Annotated in this window: 14 protein-coding genes, 1 tRNA gene and 1 pseudogene; 10 read left to right on the top strand and 6 right to left on the bottom strand. The window is 71.7% G+C overall.

The annotated features are described in order from the left end of the window. Window positions 1-33 precede the first annotated feature (33 nt). Window positions 34-1,683, top strand: a complete 1,650-nt coding sequence (locus ABZ833_RS16840; protein ID WP_361046933.1) for a bifunctional aspartate transaminase/aspartate 4-decarboxylase — start codon at window positions 34-36, stop codon at window positions 1,681-1,683. A gap of 83 nt (window positions 1,684-1,766) precedes the next feature. Here ABZ833_RS16840 and ABZ833_RS16845 read toward each other — a convergent pair. From ABZ833_RS16845 to ABZ833_RS16855, 3 genes and pseudogenes are all read right to left on the bottom strand, one after another. Continuing rightward, a pseudogene (locus ABZ833_RS16845) lies at window positions 1,767-2,654 on the bottom strand (chitinase); the annotation flags it as partial. Between the two features lie 303 nt (window positions 2,655-2,957). Continuing rightward, window positions 2,958-4,343 (bottom strand): HAMP domain-containing sensor histidine kinase, encoded by a 1,386-nt coding sequence (locus tag ABZ833_RS16850; RefSeq protein ID WP_361046936.1) that lies wholly within the window; start codon window positions 4,341-4,343, stop codon window positions 2,958-2,960. After that, complete coding sequence (locus ABZ833_RS16855) at window positions 4,340-5,029, bottom strand: response regulator transcription factor (protein WP_249589774.1); 690 nt, start codon at window positions 5,027-5,029, stop codon at window positions 4,340-4,342. The genes ABZ833_RS16850 and ABZ833_RS16855 overlap by 4 nt, the downstream gene beginning before the upstream one ends. 78 nt (window positions 5,030-5,107) lie before the next feature. Here ABZ833_RS16855 and ABZ833_RS16860 point away from each other — a divergent pair, with 78 nt between their 5' ends. After that, on the top strand, window positions 5,108-5,638 hold the full coding sequence (locus ABZ833_RS16860; protein ID WP_361046940.1) for a hypothetical protein: 531 nt from the start codon (window positions 5,108-5,110) through the stop codon (window positions 5,636-5,638). A 21-nt stretch (window positions 5,639-5,659) separates the two neighbouring features. Here the strand turns inward: ABZ833_RS16860 and ABZ833_RS16865 are convergent, their stop codons facing one another. Next, window positions 5,660-6,520 carry a fused MFS/spermidine synthase gene (locus ABZ833_RS16865; RefSeq protein WP_249589772.1) on the bottom strand — a complete coding sequence of 287 codons (861 nt, stop codon included), beginning with the start codon at window positions 6,518-6,520 and terminating at the stop codon, window positions 5,660-5,662. Between the two features lie 66 nt (window positions 6,521-6,586). Next, window positions 6,587-7,081 carry a hypothetical protein gene (locus ABZ833_RS16870; RefSeq protein WP_361046944.1) on the bottom strand — a complete coding sequence of 165 codons (495 nt, stop codon included), beginning with the start codon at window positions 7,079-7,081 and terminating at the stop codon, window positions 6,587-6,589. Between the two features lie 267 nt (window positions 7,082-7,348). Here ABZ833_RS16870 and ABZ833_RS16875 point away from each other — a divergent pair, with 267 nt between their 5' ends. Further along, entirely contained in the window at window positions 7,349-8,815 is a 1,467-nt protein-coding gene (locus tag ABZ833_RS16875) for a tetratricopeptide repeat protein (RefSeq protein ID WP_361046947.1), read from the top strand. 54 nt (window positions 8,816-8,869) lie between these two features. Here the strand turns inward: ABZ833_RS16875 and ABZ833_RS16880 are convergent, their stop codons facing one another. Next, window positions 8,870-9,463 carry a histidine phosphatase family protein gene (locus ABZ833_RS16880; protein WP_361047506.1) on the bottom strand — a complete coding sequence of 198 codons (594 nt, stop codon included), beginning with the start codon at window positions 9,461-9,463 and terminating at the stop codon, window positions 8,870-8,872. A 265-nt stretch (window positions 9,464-9,728) separates the two neighbouring features. Between ABZ833_RS16880 and ABZ833_RS16885 the strand changes: the two genes are divergently transcribed. From ABZ833_RS16885 to ABZ833_RS16915, 7 genes are all read left to right on the top strand, one after another. Then, window positions 9,729-10,736, top strand: coding sequence for a phosphatase PAP2 family protein (locus tag ABZ833_RS16885; RefSeq protein ID WP_361047508.1), 1,008 nt, complete (start codon window positions 9,729-9,731; stop codon window positions 10,734-10,736). Next, window positions 10,687-11,841, top strand: coding sequence for a hypothetical protein (locus tag ABZ833_RS16890; RefSeq protein ID WP_361047511.1), 1,155 nt, complete (start codon window positions 10,687-10,689; stop codon window positions 11,839-11,841). Before ABZ833_RS16885 ends, ABZ833_RS16890 begins: the two co-directional genes overlap by 50 nt. Window positions 11,842-12,037: 196 nt before the next feature. Beyond that, a complete protein-coding gene (locus ABZ833_RS16895; RefSeq protein WP_361046949.1) occupies window positions 12,038-13,633 on the top strand; it encodes a hypothetical protein in 1,596 nt (531 codons plus the stop codon). Next, window positions 13,630-14,985, top strand: coding sequence for an AAA domain-containing protein (locus tag ABZ833_RS16900; RefSeq protein WP_361046951.1), 1,356 nt, complete (start codon window positions 13,630-13,632; stop codon window positions 14,983-14,985). The genes ABZ833_RS16895 and ABZ833_RS16900 overlap by 4 nt, the downstream gene beginning before the upstream one ends. 121 nt (window positions 14,986-15,106) lie before the next feature. After that, on the top strand, window positions 15,107-15,472 hold the full coding sequence (locus ABZ833_RS16905) for a hypothetical protein (protein WP_249589766.1): 366 nt from the start codon (window positions 15,107-15,109) through the stop codon (window positions 15,470-15,472). Window positions 15,473-15,659: 187 nt separating this feature from the next. Continuing rightward, complete coding sequence (locus tag ABZ833_RS16910; protein ID WP_361046954.1) at window positions 15,660-16,292, top strand: bifunctional DNA primase/polymerase; 633 nt, start codon at window positions 15,660-15,662, stop codon at window positions 16,290-16,292. Then, a tRNA-Lys gene (locus ABZ833_RS16915) sits at window positions 16,283-16,356 on the top strand. Before ABZ833_RS16910 ends, ABZ833_RS16915 begins: the two co-directional genes overlap by 10 nt. Window positions 16,357-16,471 lie beyond the last annotated feature (115 nt).

Here is a 16,471-nt window from a genome sequence, read left to right on the forward strand (position 1 = left end):
CCCCTGTTCCCGTACGCATGTGAGGAATGAGCCGTGCCCAAGACCACCTTCACCCGCGAGGAAATCCAGTCCTTCGCCCAGCTCAGCCCCTTCGAGCTGAAGGACAAGTTCATCCAGATCGCCCAGGCGGTGCAGGCAGACAAGCCGGGCCAGAAGGAGAAGTCCATCCCGCAGATGCTCAACGCGGGCCGCGGCAACCCGAACTGGATCGCCACAGGACCCCGCGAGGCGTTCTACGCGCTCGGCTACTTCGCCCTCTCCGAGTCCCGCCGCGTCTGGACCGCCGACGACCTCGGCGGCATGCCGGAGAAGGAGGGGTCGGGCGCGCGCTTCGACACGTTCGTGCGCCAGCACCCGGACCTGCCCGGCATCGAGCTGCTCCAGAAGTGCGTCGAGTACGCCGTCGAGCGCTTCGGCTTCGACAGGGACGACTTCGTCCACGAGCTGACGGACAGTTCGGTCGGCGACAACTACCCGGTCCCGGACCGGATGTTGAAGCACGCGGAGCAGATCGTGCGCGGCTACGTCGCCGACGAGATGTTCGACAAGAAGCCGCCGTCCGACAATCTGTCGCTCTTCGCCACCGAGGGCGGCACGGCCGCGATGTGCTACATCTTCGACTCGCTCATGAAGAACGGCATCCTGCACAAGGGCGACAAGATCGCCCTGATGGTGCCGGTGTTCACGCCGTACATCGAGATTCCCGAGCTCGACACGTACGAGTTCGACGTGACGTACGTCCAGGCCAGCAAGTTCGCCGAGGCGGGCGTGCGGGAGTGGCGCTACCCGGAGGAGGAGGTGGCCAAGCTCGCGGACCCCGCCATCAAGATGGTCTGCCTGGTCAACCCCTCCAACCCGCCTTCGCTCGCGCTGAGTCAGCGCGTCGCGGACCAGATCAAGGACATCGTCGCCACGTCGAACCCGAACCTCCTGATCGTCACGGACGACGTGTACGGGACGTTCGTCGAGGGCTTCCGCTCCATCGCCGCCGACCTGCCGCGCAACACGCTGCTCGTCTACTCGTACTCCAAGCACTACGGAGCGACCGGCTGGCGGCTCGGCGTGATCGGGCTGCACGACGACAACGTCATCGACGAGCTGATCGCGGCGCTTCCACAGGCCGAGAAGGACCGGCTCGCCAAGCGGTACGGGACGCTGACGCTGGAGCCGGAGAAGATCAGGTTCATCGACCGCCTGGTCGCGGACTCCCGTCAGGTGGCCCTCAACCACACCTCGGGGCTCTCGCTCCCCCAGCAGATGGTCATGGTCCTCTTCTCCCTCTTCGACATGCTGGAGGAGGGCCAGGCGTACAAGCGGCGGATCCGCGCGATCGTGCAGCAGCGGCTCGAACTCCTTCTGGAGGGCGCCGAGATGAAGATCTCGGACGACCCCAAGCGGGCGGGCTACTACATCGAGCTCGACCTGCTCGCCGAGGCGGAACGCGTCCACGGCAAGGACTTCGCCGACTTCCTGGAGAAGAACTACGAGCCGGTCGACCCGCTGTTCCGCCTCGCCGAGCAGACGCACGTGGTGCTCCTGAACGGAGGCGGGTTCGAGGGGCCCGAGTGGTCGGTGCGGGTGTCGCTTGCCAACCTGGACGACCTCGACTACCTGAAGATCGGGCATCACCTGCGGGCGATCTTCAACGACTACGCGTCGGAGTGGCAGGCGAGCAAGGCCTGAGCATGAGTGGCGCCCCGACCGGGTGGGGGGGATGCCGGTCGAGGCGCCGTGGGGGGCGGTGGTTCTGGTGGTTCGGGGTGGGTCTACTTGTAGGCGCCGAACGCCTTCGTGAAGGCGAGCGGCTCCTGCTCGATGGATGAACAGGTGGGCTGCGCACCGTTGTTGGCGCCGCCCTCACAGGCCTTGTCGCGGGTCGATGACCACATGGCCAGCCAGCCGAGACCCTTCTCCTCGGCGAACTTCACCAGCTGCGTGGCGTCGTCGACCTTGAAGATCTCGGTGGTGACGTCGTTCACGCCGATCATCGGGGTGACCGCGACGGCCTTCCAGGCGGCCTCGTCGGAGAGGTCGAGCGCGCCCTTGATCTGCTTCTGCGTGGCGGTCGCGGCGTCGATGGCGTACTGGCCCATGTCACCGCTGTAGGACGGCCCGTAGTCCATCGCCATGATGTTGACGGCGGAGACCTTCACGCCGTTCTTCTTGGCGTCGGCGACGAGGTCGACGCCCGGCTGGGTCAGACCCTCGGGCATGACGGGCAGCGTGAACGAGACGTCCAGGCCCTCGTGGTCCTTCTGGAGCTGCGCGATGGCCTGCGCGCGGCGGGTGTTGGCGGCGGTCTCGGGGAGCGCGGCGCCCTCGATGTCGAAGTCGACCTTCGTCAGCTTGTACTTGTCGATGACCTTGCCGTACGCCTTGGCCAGCTCGTCGGCGCTGTCGCACTTGAGGCCCAGCTCGGAGCCCGCCGCGCCGCCGAAGGAGACGCGTACGTCGCCGCCCTTGGCCCGCAGGGCCTCGATCTGCGAGGCGACCTTGTCGTCGTCGAGGCCGGTGACGCCGCCCCACAGGGGCTCGCAGCTGCCGCCGGAGGTGATGAAGGCGAGGGTGAACTCCTTGACGCCGGTCTTGTCGGCGGTGTCGACGAGGTCGTACGCGGGGGCCAGCGAAGTGTCCACGAACGGGGCGAACTTGGCGCTGCCCTCGGCCTTCGCGGTGGGCTCGGCGGGCGCCTTGCTGGCGAGCGCCGTCCCGGAGAAGGCGAAGGCGCCGCCGCCGACGAGGGCGGCGGCCGCGATGCCGCCCATGACCTTGGACTTGGTGCTCACCGTGCGCCGATGCGTGCTGCTCATCGCGTGCCTGCCTTAGCTGTGCGTGGGGGTGGGGGTGCAGCAGCACGTTAGCTTCGCGAGGGCACGACATTGCAGGCAAATGGGGCTCTGCACTGGATCTTAGGGCGGGCTTAAGGGAGCGATCGGGGGTGGTTAAGGGCCCGCCCCTTACCCCGTGGTGGCTCGCCTTCGGCGGCGTACCGAGCCTCGGTGCCCCCTGGCCCCCGGCACCGGACGCCTGCCGTCCAGCTGGATCCACACCCGGACCTCGGTCCCGCCAAGGACCGACCGCCCGATGCGGACATCGCCCCCCGTGGACTCCGCGAGCTGCCGCACGATGTCCAGGCCGAGCCCCGTCGACCCGTCGGCCCCCGAGCCCGCGCCCCGCGCCAACGCCGCCTCGGGATCGGCGATCCCCGCCCCCGCGTCCGACACCAGGACGATCACCGCGTCCTCGCCGCTGTGCACGTCCACCGCGAACGCCGACCCCTCCCGCGTGTGCCGGAAGACGTTGCCCAGCAACGCGTCGAGGGAGGCGACCAGTTCGGGGCGCGCCACCGGTATCCACACCGGCCGCTCCACCCCCGCGACCCGCACCTCACGCCCCTCGTCCTCCGCGAGCGCCGACCAGAAGGCCATGCGCTCCTGGATCACCTCGGAGGCGTCGCAGCCCGCACCGGGACCGACCGCGGCGGTCTGCGGCTTGGCGTCACGTGCCGTGCGGATGATCGTGTCGACCTCGCGCTCCAGCTTCTCCACCGCGATCCGGGTCTGCTCCGCCGCGGGACCGTCCCCAAGGGAGGCCGCGTTGAGCCGCAGCACTGTCAGAGGAGTGCGCAGGCGGTGCGACAGGTCAGCCGCCAACTCCCGCTCGTTCGCCAGGAGTTGCACCACCTGATCCGCCATCGAGTTGAACGCCACCGCGGCCAGGCGCAGTTCCGTCGGCCCTTCCGCCGGCACCCGCGCCCCCAGCTTCCCCTCCCCCAGGGACTGCGCCGCGCCCACGAGCCGCTTGGCGGGCTGCACCATGCGTACGCCCAGACGGTCCGCGACCGCCACGGACCCGATGATCAGCGCGACGCCGACACCGGCGAGCATGAGCCACGCCGTGGTCACTCCGTTGCTGACCGCGCCCTCGGGCACGAAGATCTCGACCACGGCGATCTGGCCGGAGCTCAGCGCCGTCGGCTGGAGCAGCGCGAAACCGCCCTCGACCGTCGCCGTCCGCGCCCGGCCCTCCTTGCGCGTGGTCTCCACCGCGTGCGCGTCGGCCCGCCGGTCGCCGATCTCCAGGGCGGGCGCCTTGTCGATGGCCGGCACGTACACGGCCATCCGTCCCTCGCCGCCCGCCTCGGACGTGGCGACGGCCCGCGTCAGCTGGTCGCGGTCGGTGGTGATGGAGAGCGTGGGACCCATGCCGGCCGCGTGCCGCTCGGCGTTCGAGAAGGCCCGATCCCGCGCCATCTCCTGGATGACGAGCCCGAGCGGCACCGCGAAGGCCACCACGACCATCGTCGTGACGGCCAGGCACACCTTGACGAGTGCCCACCTCACAGCGGTGGCTCCAGCTTGACGCCGACACCCCGCAGCGTGTGCAGATAGCGCGGCCGCGCGGCCGTCTCGCCCAGCTTCCTGCGCAGCCACGACAGATGTACGTCGATGGTCTGGTCGTCCCCGTAGCTCTGCTGCCACACCTCGGCGAGCAGCTCCTTGCGGGGTACGACGACGCCGGGACGCCCGGCGAGAAAGGCCAGCAGGTCGAACTCGCGCCGGGTCAGATCGAGCCGCGCGCCGTCCAGCTCCGCCTGACGGCGCAGCGGGTCGATGGCGAGCCCTCCGACCCGTATCTCCCGGCTCGGCGGCGCCTCGCCCGCCGTGACGCGCGAGCGGCGCAGGACGGCGGCCATCCGGGCCGACAGGTGCTCGACGGAGAACGGCTTGGTCAGGTAATCGTCGGCGCCGTCGTTCAGGAGCCTGACGATCTCGGTCTCGTCGTCGCGCGCGGTGGCGATGATCACGGGGACGTCGGTGATCCCGCGCAGCATCTTCAGCGCCTCGGAACCGTCCAGATCAGGCAGACCGAGGTCCAGGATCACCACGTCGAAACGGAAATGGGCCACCTCGCGCAGCGCCTCAAGGGCGGTGCCGACGCTGCGCACGGTGTGCGATGCCTCGGTCAGATGCCGGATGAGAGCGGAGCGTACGAACTGGTCATCCTCGACGACGAGCACACTTGCCATGGGCGGCACCGTACGCCATATGAGTGACCACGGTCCTCCTGGGACACCGGCGGGCCGGGTGGTGCAGTATGGCTCGCGATGCGCAGAGGACTCATACACGCAATGGCTTGGTCGCTCGCCACGGGCGCGGCGGTCACGCTCTCCTGGTGGGGTGTCCACACGGTCATGGCGGGCACCGCCTACGACCCGCCGCGTGCCGTTCCGCTGGCCGCCGACGGCGACCGCGCGGAGCCGCTCTCGTCCTCCACGCACCGCCCCGATCCGACGCCGACCCCCTCGCCGTCGAAGTCGAAGAAGCCCTCGAAGACGGCCGAGCCGCCCGAGAGCGAACCTTCGAAGACGAAGACGAGCAAACCGGGCACGCCTTCCACGCCCGCCTCGACACCCGGCAACGTGAAGAGCTACTCGTCCGACGGCGGCCGGGTCGTCTTCGACCTCGGCAAGGACTCCGCGACGCTGGTCTCCGCGACCCCGGCGGCGGGCTGGTCGGTGCAGGTGTGGAAGCAGGACACCTGGATCCGGGTGGAGTTCACGGCGGGCGCCGAGAAGGTCTCGGTCTTCTGCACCTGGCACGACCACGCCCCTGCGGTCGAGATCAACGAGTACTGACCGGGCAGTGGAAGTGCACCGTCAGCGGAACACCGAGGGCGGCGGCGCGGGCGACGCCACCGCGCTCGCGTCCGTGACCGCCGCCGCTCCCCCGCTGAAGTCGATGAGCGCCCGGCCGTGCTCGACCCGCGCCGGATGCGAGTCCCCCGCGCTGCGCCGGGTCAGCTCCGCGATCGGCAGCGCCTTGTCCGAGCCGACCAGTACCGCGTTGCCGAAGCGCTTGCCGCGAAGGACAGCCGGGTCGGCGATGAGCGCGAGCTCGGGGAAGAGCGTGGCGGCGGTGGCGAGCTGGCCGCGCAGATGCGCGAGCGGCGGCCCGTCGGCGAGGTTCGCGGCGTAGAGGCCGCCGGGCTTCAGGACCCTGCGTACGTCACCGAGGAACTCGGCGCTGGTGAGGTGGGCGGGGGTGCGCGCGCCGCTGAAGACGTCGGCGATGACGAGGTCCGCCCAGCCGTCCGGGATCTTCGCGAGCCCTTCGCGGGCATCCGTGCCGCGCACGCGCACCCGCGCCTGCGGGTCCAACGGCAGCTCGCGGCGGACGAGTTGGATGAGCGCGGTGTCGCGCTCGATGACCTGCTGGGTGGAGCGGGGCCGTGTCGCGGCTATGTAGCGGGCGAGGGTGAAGGCGCCGCCGCCGAGGTGCAGGGCCTGGATCGGCTTGCCGGCCGGCGCGACCAGGTCGGCGACGTGGCCGAGCCTTCGCTGGTACTCGAAGTCGAGATACGCCGGGTCGTCGAGGTCGACATGGGACTGCGGGGCGCCGTCCACGAGCAGCGTCCACGCACGCGCCCTGTCCCGGTCGGGCATCAGCTCGGCGAGTCCGCCGTCCACCTTCTCGACGACGGCCTGTGCCTCTTCCCGGGATCGCCTGTTCCTTGCCATCGGACCATTATCGGCGTACGCGGACGGCGCGGCCCGATGACCTTGGAGCACCGCCCCGCCTGGGGCTCAGCGACAGCTGTCGGCGGCCTCGATCGTGCGGGCCGCCTGGCCGAGCGCCGCGCGCAGGACGGCGGGGTCGGTGACCGGATCGGCCTCGTCGGGGGGCAGCAGCCAGCCGGTCCCCGCGACCGGGGGCGGCGGCGGGACGGGCTCCGGCTCGGCGTGCAGGCGCATGCCGCGGCCGAAGGTCTGCGTACACGCGCTGCCCGGCAGGTCCCAAGCGTCGGCGGTGCCCGGCGGCACCAGGAAGCCGAGGGTGTCGCAGCTCCCGTCGTGCAGGACGGGGCCGACGCTGTCGCCCGCCCCGCGGCGCAGGATGTCGACCGCCTCCAGGCCCTGGCGGGCCGGGACCGTGACGAGATCGCAGAAGCCGGGGGGCTCGGAGGGTTCGACGGGCCGGGCGCCGTGCTGTGGTGGTGCGCTACGGTCCTGGGTCGGCAGGTGCCGTGCCGTAGTCAGCGACGCCCGCGATTCGCCGTTCTCCACGCCGATCTCCAACAAGGGGACCCCTCCTCGCAAGAGCGGAAGCCGCGTCGCTCCCTCTCCTCATGGTTCAACGCGGGACGGCGTCAACAGCTACGGCGTAATGCCGCTGCAAAGGATGGCACTTCATGGCAGATCATGGGTGAGATATCCCGTTTGTAGCCAAACTCCGCGTGCCGTCCCCATCACAGCGGGTACGTTCGTGCTCCGCCGGAACAGGGGCAGCATCGCCGGATCCACAGGATGCGGCGCACTCCGGCACGATCCGTACGAGAGGGTCAGGCCATGGCGTCGTCACCGATGGCATCGTCAACTCCGTCCCCACGACCGAATCTTCTCTTCCGACACCTGCGAGGACAGCGCTCGCCGAGCGAGTTCGCCGCCGTGATCCGCCGGGCCGCTCGCGAGATCGGTGAGCGCGTCAGCTGCGACGCCCGTTACATCGGACGCGTCGAGGCGGGCGAGATCCGCTGTCCCAACTACGCGTACGAGCGGGTGTTCCTGCACATGTTCCCCGGCCGGACGCTGACGGATCTGGGGTTCGCACCCCGCTCTGCAGTGCGCGGGCGAGGGGCGCGCGCCCTGTCCGAAGCGCCCGCGCCACACACCACAGCGCCCGCGCCACACACCACGATCCAGCTGTATGAGTCTTCTCCGTCCGGGCCAACGGGCCCCGAAACGCACGAGTGCGACCCGTACGAGATCCAGAGCCACGAGGAGAGCGACGTGCGGCGTCGCGCATTCATGAGCGGCACGGCCACCGTGGCCGCCGCCTCTTTGGGGCCTTTCGGGCTCGCCTCCCAGAACCCGGCCGCGGCCACCGCCCAGCGCGGCGGCCGGGCGGGCGAGGCCGAGGTGAGCGCGGTCGAGGAGGCCGTACGGAAGATCAGGCTGCTCGACGACCGGCACGGCGCCGACGGCCTCTACCGCCGCGCAGGCGCCCCGCTGCGGACCGCGTACGCCCTGCTCGACGCGGGCACCACCCGTCAGTCGACGGCGGACCGGCTGCACGCGGGCGCCGGTGAACTGGCGATCTCCGTGGGCTGGTTGGCGCACGACTCCGGCCGCTTCGACGACGCGCGCTCGCACTACGCGGAGGCTCTCGCGACGGCCCGGATGGCCTCCGATCCGGCCCTTGAGGCACACGCCTTCTGCAATACGGCCTTCCTGGCGCGCGACTCCGGACGGCCCCGGGAGGCGGTGCGGGCGTCCCAGGCGGCCACGCGGGCCGCCCGGCATCTCTCGTCGTCGCGGCTGCTCTCGCTCCTCGCGCTGCGCGAGGCCGGGGGCTGGGCGGGGCTCGGCGACAAGGCGGGCTGCGAGCAGGCGCTGACCCGCGCGCACGCCCTCTTCGACCGTGGCCCTTCGGACGCCGACCCGGAGTGGATGACCTTCTACGGCCCCGCCGAACTGGAAGGCCTCGAGGCGCAGTGCTGGTCGGCGCTCGGCGACTGGGAGCGCGCGGCACGGCACGCACGGCGCGCGGCGGGCGTGGCATCGGCCCAGACCCCGCAGTTCACCCGGAACATCGCCCTCTACACCGCGGAGCTCGCCGACGACCTGGCCCGCGCGGGCCGCCCCGACGAGGCGGCGACGGCGGGGCTCCGGGTGCTCGGGCTCCTGGACGAGGTGCAGTCGTCGCGCATCCAGTCGATGCTCGCCACGACCGCCCGGGTGCTGCTTCCGCACCGGCGGGCTTCAGGGGTGTGCGGCTTCCTGGAGCGGCATGCTTCGCTGCCGCGGGCCGTGTAGTCAGCCGTGCGCTCCGTGGCTCTTTGACTCCGAGGCCCTTTGGCTCCGTAGCTCCTATGCCAGGTGTCCGGTGTCGTTCCACGACTCGATGGCCGGTTCTCCGTAAGCCCAGCCGAGGGTGGAGACCGAGGTCGGGTTGAGGCGGATGCGGGCGGCGAAGTCGACGCCCAGGCCGAGCCAGCGTGCGCCGATGGACCGCAGGATGTGGCCGTGCGCGAAGACCAGGACGTCGCGGTCCGCGCTACGGGCCCAGGCCACCACCTCGTCCGCGCGGGCCGTGATCTGCTCCAGGGTCTCGCCCCGGGGGACGCCGTCGCGCCAGATGAACCAACCGGGGCGTACGCCCTGGATGTCGGCCGGGGTCATCCCCTCGTAGGAGCCGTAGTCCCACTCCATGAGCGCGTCCCAGGTGGTGGCACGGTCCCCGAAGCCGGCGATCTCGCAGGTCTCCCGCGCACGCGCGAGGGGGCTGGTGCGCACCTCGGCGTCCGGGAGGCCGTCGAAGGGGGCCCGGTGCAAACGGTCGCCCAGGAGCTTCGCGCCGTTGCGGCCCTCTTCGAGGAGCGGGACGTCCGTCCTGCCGGTGTGCTTGCCGGACAGGGACCACTCCGTCTGTCCGTGTCGGGCCAGCAGGATGCGCGGTGCCATGTCGAGCCTTTCCGGGCCGACGGTCGTCGTCATCGGTCGAGACCATCAGCTGTCATAGAGCGAATTCTGTGGACAGACAGCTGTCCGTACCCTCCATCATCACTCACCCGCCATGTCGCGATCACTCGTGCCCGCAAGGAGCAACCCGCTCGTCGATCTCTGCGTCTAAGACGACCGGGGACCGCCGCAGCGCGCTCTCGCGTACGCCGTAAAGTGAGGCGGCGGCGAACACCGCATGACCAAAAACGGATGGGGGACCGACCGGATGCCGCAGACCGACACTCCGGGCACTGGGGGCATCAACGGGCTTCGGCTTCGCTGGTGGACGGAGCTGCCGCTGATCGTGCTGGTGTACGCCGCGTATTCGGCGGGACGGCTGGTGGTGCGCGGCGACGTGGCCGCCGCCGTCGACCACGGAGTCGGCATACTCCGCGTCGAGCAGTTCCTGCGCATCAACGCCGAGCACCCGCTGAACCGTCTCTTCACCGCCCAGTCCTGGATAGGTGTCCCCGCGGACTTCTGGTACGCGTCGCTGCACTATCTGGTGACGCCCCTGATCCTCGTCTGGCTCTTCCGCAGCCGCGCGGTCCACTACCGCGCCGCACGCGCGTGGCTGATGATCTCCACCCTGATCGGCCTGGTCGGCTTCACGCTCCTGCCGACCTGCCCGCCCCGCCTGCTGAGCGAGGGGTACGGCTTCGTCGACACCATGGCGCAGTACAGCGACTTCGGCTGGTGGGGCGGCGAGGCGAGCGCGCCGCGCGGGCTCGGCGGCATGACCAACCAGTACGCGGCGATGCCGAGCCTGCACGTGGGATGGGCGCTGTGGTGCGGGGTGATGCTGTGGCGTCACGGCCGTTCGCCGCTGACCAGGGTCGCGGCGGTGGGCTATCCGCTGATCACCACGATCGTCGTGATGGGCACCGCGAACCACTACTTCCTCGACGCCGTCGCGGGCGCCGTGGTGATGGGCCTCGGGCTGCTTCTCGTACGGCCGGTGCTGCGGCTCGCGGACCGGGTGAAGGCGAGGGTGGGACTGCCGCTCACTGCCGCGCGGCCTTCGTCGGGGGTCGTGGCGGGGGCGCACTCGGCGTCCGTCGCGGGCGCGCCGTCGGCCTCGTCCGCCCCAGAGTCCTCAATTGTCAGTGCTGGGTGCCAGACTTCGGCGGGTGAGCGAATTCCCCGGCCGCGCAAGCGGCCTGCCGAGCCAGGCGCCGAGCCGAGTGCCCGACCCGCCGAAGCGGGGGACAGCACTCCGACAGCGGCTCGCTGAGCTGCGCGGCCCTGACGTCCCGGCGCAGCCGCTGGACGCCCGCGCGCTCGCGGCCCTCGCCGCGAATCCGGGGTGCCAGAGGCGGGCGCTGCTCGACGGCGCGGGCGTGGACAAGGCGACGCTCGCGCAGTCGCTCGGCTCGCCCGCCTCCTTCGGGCAGTCGCAGTTCGCGTTCATGCGGGGCAACGCCTTCGAGGCGAAGGTCAAGGCGGACGGCGGCGCGGAGCTGCTGCGGCTGGTGCACGGCAGGCTCGGGGGCGGCCCTGAGCCGGTGCCGGGCGAGTCGTCCGTCCCGGAGCTCTCCGCGGTGGGCCCGGAAGGCCGCGCGGCCCGCACCTCTCTCGCCCTGCGCGAGGCGACGTCGACGGAGGGCTGGACCCTCCTGGACCACCCCATGCTGGCGCTCGACGTCGCCGGGACCCCCGCCTTCCTCGAACCGGACGCGGTGGTGATCCACCCCGACGGCACCTGGACGGTCGTCGAGATCAAGTCCTTCCCGATGATCGACGGCACGGCGGACGCGGCGAAGGTGGGCGCGGCGGCGCGCCAGGCCGCGGTGTACGCACTGGCGCTTGAGCGGGTCGCGGCGCACATGGACCCGGCACCCCGGGTCCGCCACCACGTGCTCCTGGTCTGCCCCAAGGACTTCTCGAACCTCCCCACGGCATCCGCGATCGACGTCCGCAAGCAGCTCTCGGTGACGAGGCGCCAGCTGGGCCGCCTGACCCGCATCGAGGACATCGCGGCAGCGCTGCCGGAGGGCACGACGTTCGACGTGTCCCGCCCCGCCGCCGACCTGACAGCAGCGGTCGAATCGGTCCCGGCGACGTACGCCCCCGAGTGCCTGGCCGCCTGCGAACTGGCCTTCCACTGCCGCGAACGCTCCCGCGAGGAGGGCGCGGTGACCTCCCTGGGCCGTTCGGTGCGGGGCGAACTGGGCGGCCTGACGACGGTCGCCGGGGTCCTGTCGGCGGCGAACGGCACATCGGGCGATCCTGCGGATCCGGCGGTGGCGGCACTGAGGAGGGCGGCGGCGCTTCGGGCCGAGGCGTTGTCTGGCGTGGGCGCCTCAGGCGGGGACACGGCGGGAGGCACGCCGTGCTGACCGCGTCTGCGACGCGCCCGCCCGGCACGCACCACGGCCGGTGCCCTACGGCGCCCGTCCTCTTCTTCCCGCCCACGCACCCCCTGGCCGGTCCTTCGGTGAGCGGACGTCGCCGGGTGATCGGGTGGGCGGGTGGGGAAATTCCGCCGCGAAGCGGCGGGCTCGTAGCCCACAGCCCGCAGGGAGGGACAGCCCAGTGTCACTGATCGACAACCTCGCCCGCCTGGAGGCGGTCACCACCGGCCGCGCCCAGCCCAGAGCAACGACCCGGCACCGCCACCTCTCCCAGCGGCCCCTCGTCCTCGTCCCCCTCACCACCGCCGGTGAGGCAGGCGCCCCGCTCGGTGCCCTCGTCGGGACCGAGCGGACCTCGCCCCGCGTCCTCTTCGTCCCGCAGCCCCGCGACCGCGACCTCCGCTTCACCTTCCTCGCCCAACTCGCGGACACCGTCCTGGAGTACGTCGACTCGTACGCGGAAGACGTCGAGGCGGCGGAGCGCAACGAGACCGACCCGGAGACCGGGAAACGCGTCAAGGTGGAGGTCGAACTCTGCTCGGACGCCCCGCAGTTGATCGTCCCGAGCCGCGCAGGCATCGACTTCGTACGGCTCATCGGACGCTCCACCCGCTTCCGCCGCACCGCGGAGCAGGACCCGGAGACGCCGTATCCCGCCCCGCCCCGCGTCCCCCTCCTCGGCCGCTGGCTGACCCACTTCGGGGAGCGGGCCCGCGTCCCCGGCTCCTCCCTCCTCGTCGCCATGACCGAGCTGCTCTCCCGGCACTGGGCCACTGGGCAGAGCAGCCTGGAGGACCAGCACCTGGGCGCCCTGCTCGCCTGGATCGAGGCCCCGGAAGGCGCCTCCGGAGCCGACGCCGCGCTCCACGCCGAGCTGGCGCGGGACAAGGACGGCCAGCTGCTCTGCCCGCCCGCGGGTCCCGCCACCGACCCGGCGTTCGACAACCGCCTGCTCGCCCCGGCCATCGAGCGCTACGACCGCGCGCGCGGCACCCTCGCCACCGCCGAGGACGGCATCCAGGCGGACGCCCGCCTCGCCGAACTGGCCGCGGCCGAGCGGGAGATCCGCTCCCTGATCGAGAGCAGAACCCGCCCCACCTGGGACGCGGTGTGGCGCGGCCTCGACGCGCTCTGCACGCTCCCCGAGGCCCCGCACGCCGCCGACCGCTGGACCCGCGACCGCTGGTCGTTCACCGGCCACCGGGACCGCGTGACGGCGGGCGAACCCCCGCAGCCCCGCGTCGACGACGCGGTGACGGCGGCGAACAAGCTCGCCACGCGCGAGCGCGAGCAGGCCAGGCTCGAGGCCCAGGAGGCGCTCGACGACCCCCTGGTGATGGCCGGGCGCCGGCTCGCGGGCGAGGCCTTCGCGGGCGAGGTGACCGAGGTCGTCATGGCGTACAGCGAGGGCAAGAGCCCGAGGCCTCGCCCCCTGGTCACGGTCCGCACGGACGACCACCCGCACCTGGCCGAGCGCGCGAAGGTGTACCGCTCGCTCCAGGGCAAGCCGCAGACAGCCGAGTTCGTCACGTACGAGGGCGAAGGCAGCGGCGCTTCCGTCGTCCTGCGCATCACCGACAAGATGGGCCGCGGCAAGGAGCCGGAGCCCGGATCCCTGCCGGAGAAGGGCGACCGGATCTGCTGGACGCTCTTCGAGCACGAGCAGCGCGGCGGCCCCAAACTGCCCGAACCCGAGGCGACTCCCTGGACCCACGGCGGCCCGCCGGGCGAGGCAGCCGAGCGCCCTGACCCCGTGACGCCGGAGGACACCCTGTGAGTCCGACCGCCCCCTTCGACCGCGCCTCCTTCGACCCCGGCGCGGCGGCAGGCCGCGCCACGGACGCGATCCTGCACGACACGCTGCACGGCGCGCACCGCGGCGTCGTCGTCGACTCGCCGCCCGGCGCGGGCAAGTCGACCCTGGTCGTCCGCGCGGCCCGCGAACTGGCCGCCGCAGGGCGCCCTTTGATGGTGATCGCACAGACGAACGCGCAGGTCGACGACCTGGTCCTGCGCCTCGCCGAGAAGGACCCCGAGCTGCCGGTGGGGCGCCTGCACAGCAGCGACCCGGACGCGTACGACAAGGCCCTGGACGACCTGCCCTTCGTCCGTACGTCCACGAAGGCGGCCGACCTCGCCGGGCTCGACGTCGTCGTGTCGACGGCGGCGAAGTGGGCGCACGTCAAGGACGTGGAGCCCTGGCGGCACGCCATCGTGGACGAGGCGTATCAAATGCGCTCGGACGCGCTGCTCGCCGTGGCCGGGCTCTTCGAGCGGGCCCTGTTCGTGGGCGACCCCGGCCAGCTCGACCCGTTCTCGATCGTGGGCGCCGAGCAGTGGGCCGGTCTCGCGTACGACCCTTCGGCGAGCGCCGTGACGACGCTGCTCGCGCACAACCCCGAACTGCCGCAGCACCGCCTGCCGGTGTCCTGGCGGCTCCCGGCGTCGGCGGCTCCGCTGGTCTCGGCCGCGTTCTATCCGTACACGCCCTTCCGCAGCGGCACGGACCACGGCGACCGGACGCTCAACTTCGGTGTTCCTTCGGACGGTTCGGGCCCCGACCGGGTGATCGACGAGGCGGCGGAGTCGGGCTGGGGCCTGCTGGAACTGCCCGCGCGGAACACGCCACGGACCGACCCCGAGGCCGTACGCGCGGTGGCCCAGGTCGTCCGGCGGCTCCTGGACCGCGGCGGCGCGGCCACCTCGGAGCGCGGCCCGGATCCCACTCCCCTGACGGCCGACCGCATCGCCGTCGGCACCGCCCACCGCGACCAGGCGGCAGCGGTGCGGGCGGCCCTCGCGGCACTCGGCGTCTCGGACGTCACCGTGGACACCGCGAACCGTCTCCAGGGCCGCGAGTTCGACGTGACGGTGGTCCTGCACCCGCTCTCCGGCCGCCCGGACGCCACCGCGTTCCACCTGGAGACGGGCCGCCTGTGCGTCCTGGCGTCCCGCCACCGCCACGCCTGCATCGTGATCTGCCGCGCGGGCGTCAGCGAACTGCTCGACGACCACCCGTCGACGGAACCGGTCCAACTGGGCGTCACGGTGAAGTTCCCGGATGGCTGGGAAGCGAACCACGCGGTCCTTGCCCGCCTGGCGGAGCACCGCGTGGCGTGGCGGCCCTAGGCCGGGCGCGGGCACACGGAAATCCAGGAACCCCCGCAGCCCAAGGCCCACGGCCCCCTTGCGCGGCAAGGGAGAATGGAAGACGGCCCCACGGCCGGAAACCGTACGAGGAGGAAGAACCATGGCGGAGCCCGAGCGGCCCCGGACCGAGCAGCGTCTGCGACCCGCGCCCCTGCTCTTCGAGCCCGCGGAAGCAGTCGCCGACCCGGAGCACTTCTTCGACCTGGAGTCGATGGAGGACCCTCGGGAGCTCCTGGCCCGCGCCACCGAGCTGACCCACGCCTTCCGTGCCGCGACGGACCGGGCGGTCGAGTTCCAGGCGATCGCGGCCGCCCAGCTGGCCGACCCCCGGCGCTTCGACCGGCTGACGCCCGCGGCGATCGCCGAGCGCGCGCAGTGGACCGAGGACTACGCGAAGAAGATGGTCGAGTTCGGCCGGGATCTGCTGCGCGGGGCCGGTGCGGGCGGCGGCGGTCCGGAGGCCTGAGATCTGAGGCCCGAGGTCCGAGGTCCGAGGTCCGAGGTCCGAGGGGTATAGGACAAGGCTCTTCCCGCTCCGCAAAAGATCACGGGGCATATGCCACGAGGGCAAGGTACTCCCTCGCACCCCCTGTTGTCCCCATTTCTGGCAACTCTCAGAAATGGAACCTTCACTACCGGTAGATGTAGTCGCCATGAGCAGCACGCGACTCCACCCGGACCCCGCCCCTGTCGACGTCCAGGACATCTCCGACGTCACCACCGAGGGAGCCGCCTGGCTCGCCTCTGCGGAAACGTATCCGCGCAGCGCTCTCGCCCACTGGCGCAGCCGGCCCAGCGCCCCGGCCGTACTCCCCTGCGGCTCCGTGTTCGACGTGGTGAGCGTCCCTGCGGTCTTCGGCCGGCGGATGCTGGACCGGTTATGGGACGAGGGCCCCGGCTCGGGCCCCGTCGCGGCGCACCGCGGTCGCATGCTGCTCTTCACCGCCCCCGGAACCGCCCAGCGACTGCCCTCGCTCCTGGAGTGGGAGGAGTGGGGCAGCGCCGTGCCGAGCGTGCTCTGCCACGGCACGGGGGACGCCGTGACCGTGCCGCCGATCACCCCGGAACACCGGGACTCCCCGCAGCCCAGCCGCCTCGAAGGGCACCTCGAATCGCGCTGGCTGGTCGCCCCCGACGCCCGGCATCCCTGGCTTCCGGGACCCGAGGTGGCGCTCTGGGCCTGCGTCCGCGCGGCCCGTGCGGCGGCGGGCTCCACGGTCCGTATATCGATTTTTCCTGGCGGCGATCAGAGTGCTAAGGTCTACGACGTCAGCAGGCGCCGCTAGCTCAGTTGGTTAGAGCAGCTGACTCTTAATCAGCGGGTCCGGGGTTCGAGTCCCTGGCGGCGCACAGACAGAAAGAAGCCCCTCGCGGAAGCGAGGGGCTTCTTTCATGTCCGGCGCCACCCCGCACCGTGCGCCACCGCACCGTGCACCACCGCACGATGCGCCACCGCACAGGGCGC

It is taken from the genome of Streptomyces sp. NPDC047525, assembly GCF_040643025.1.
Taxonomy (GTDB): Bacteria; Actinomycetota; Actinomycetes; order Streptomycetales; family Streptomycetaceae; genus Streptomyces; species Streptomyces durmitorensis.

Bases quoted from the DNA above. Each gene is read 5' to 3' on its own strand.
- ABZ833_RS16905 (WP_249589766.1), top strand. From the start codon at position 15,107: ATGGCGGAGCCCGAGCGGCCCCGGACCGAGCAGCGTCTGCGACCCGCG.
- ABZ833_RS16855 (WP_249589774.1), bottom strand. From the start codon at position 5,029: ATGGCAAGTGTGCTCGTCGTCGAGGATGACCAGTTCGTACGCTCCGCT.
- ABZ833_RS16860 (WP_361046940.1), top strand. From the start codon at position 5,108: ATGCGCAGAGGACTCATACACGCAATGGCTTGGTCGCTCGCCACGGGC.
- ABZ833_RS16875 (WP_361046947.1), top strand. From the start codon at position 7,349: ATGGCGTCGTCACCGATGGCATCGTCAACTCCGTCCCCACGACCGAAT.
- ABZ833_RS16910 (WP_361046954.1), top strand. From the start codon at position 15,660: ATGAGCAGCACGCGACTCCACCCGGACCCCGCCCCTGTCGACGTCCAG.
- ABZ833_RS16885 (WP_361047508.1), top strand. From the start codon at position 9,729: ATGCCGCAGACCGACACTCCGGGCACTGGGGGCATCAACGGGCTTCGG.
- ABZ833_RS16880 (WP_361047506.1), bottom strand. From the start codon at position 9,463: ATGGCACCGCGCATCCTGCTGGCCCGACACGGACAGACGGAGTGGTCC.
- ABZ833_RS16865 (WP_249589772.1), bottom strand. From the start codon at position 6,520: ATGGCAAGGAACAGGCGATCCCGGGAAGAGGCACAGGCCGTCGTCGAG.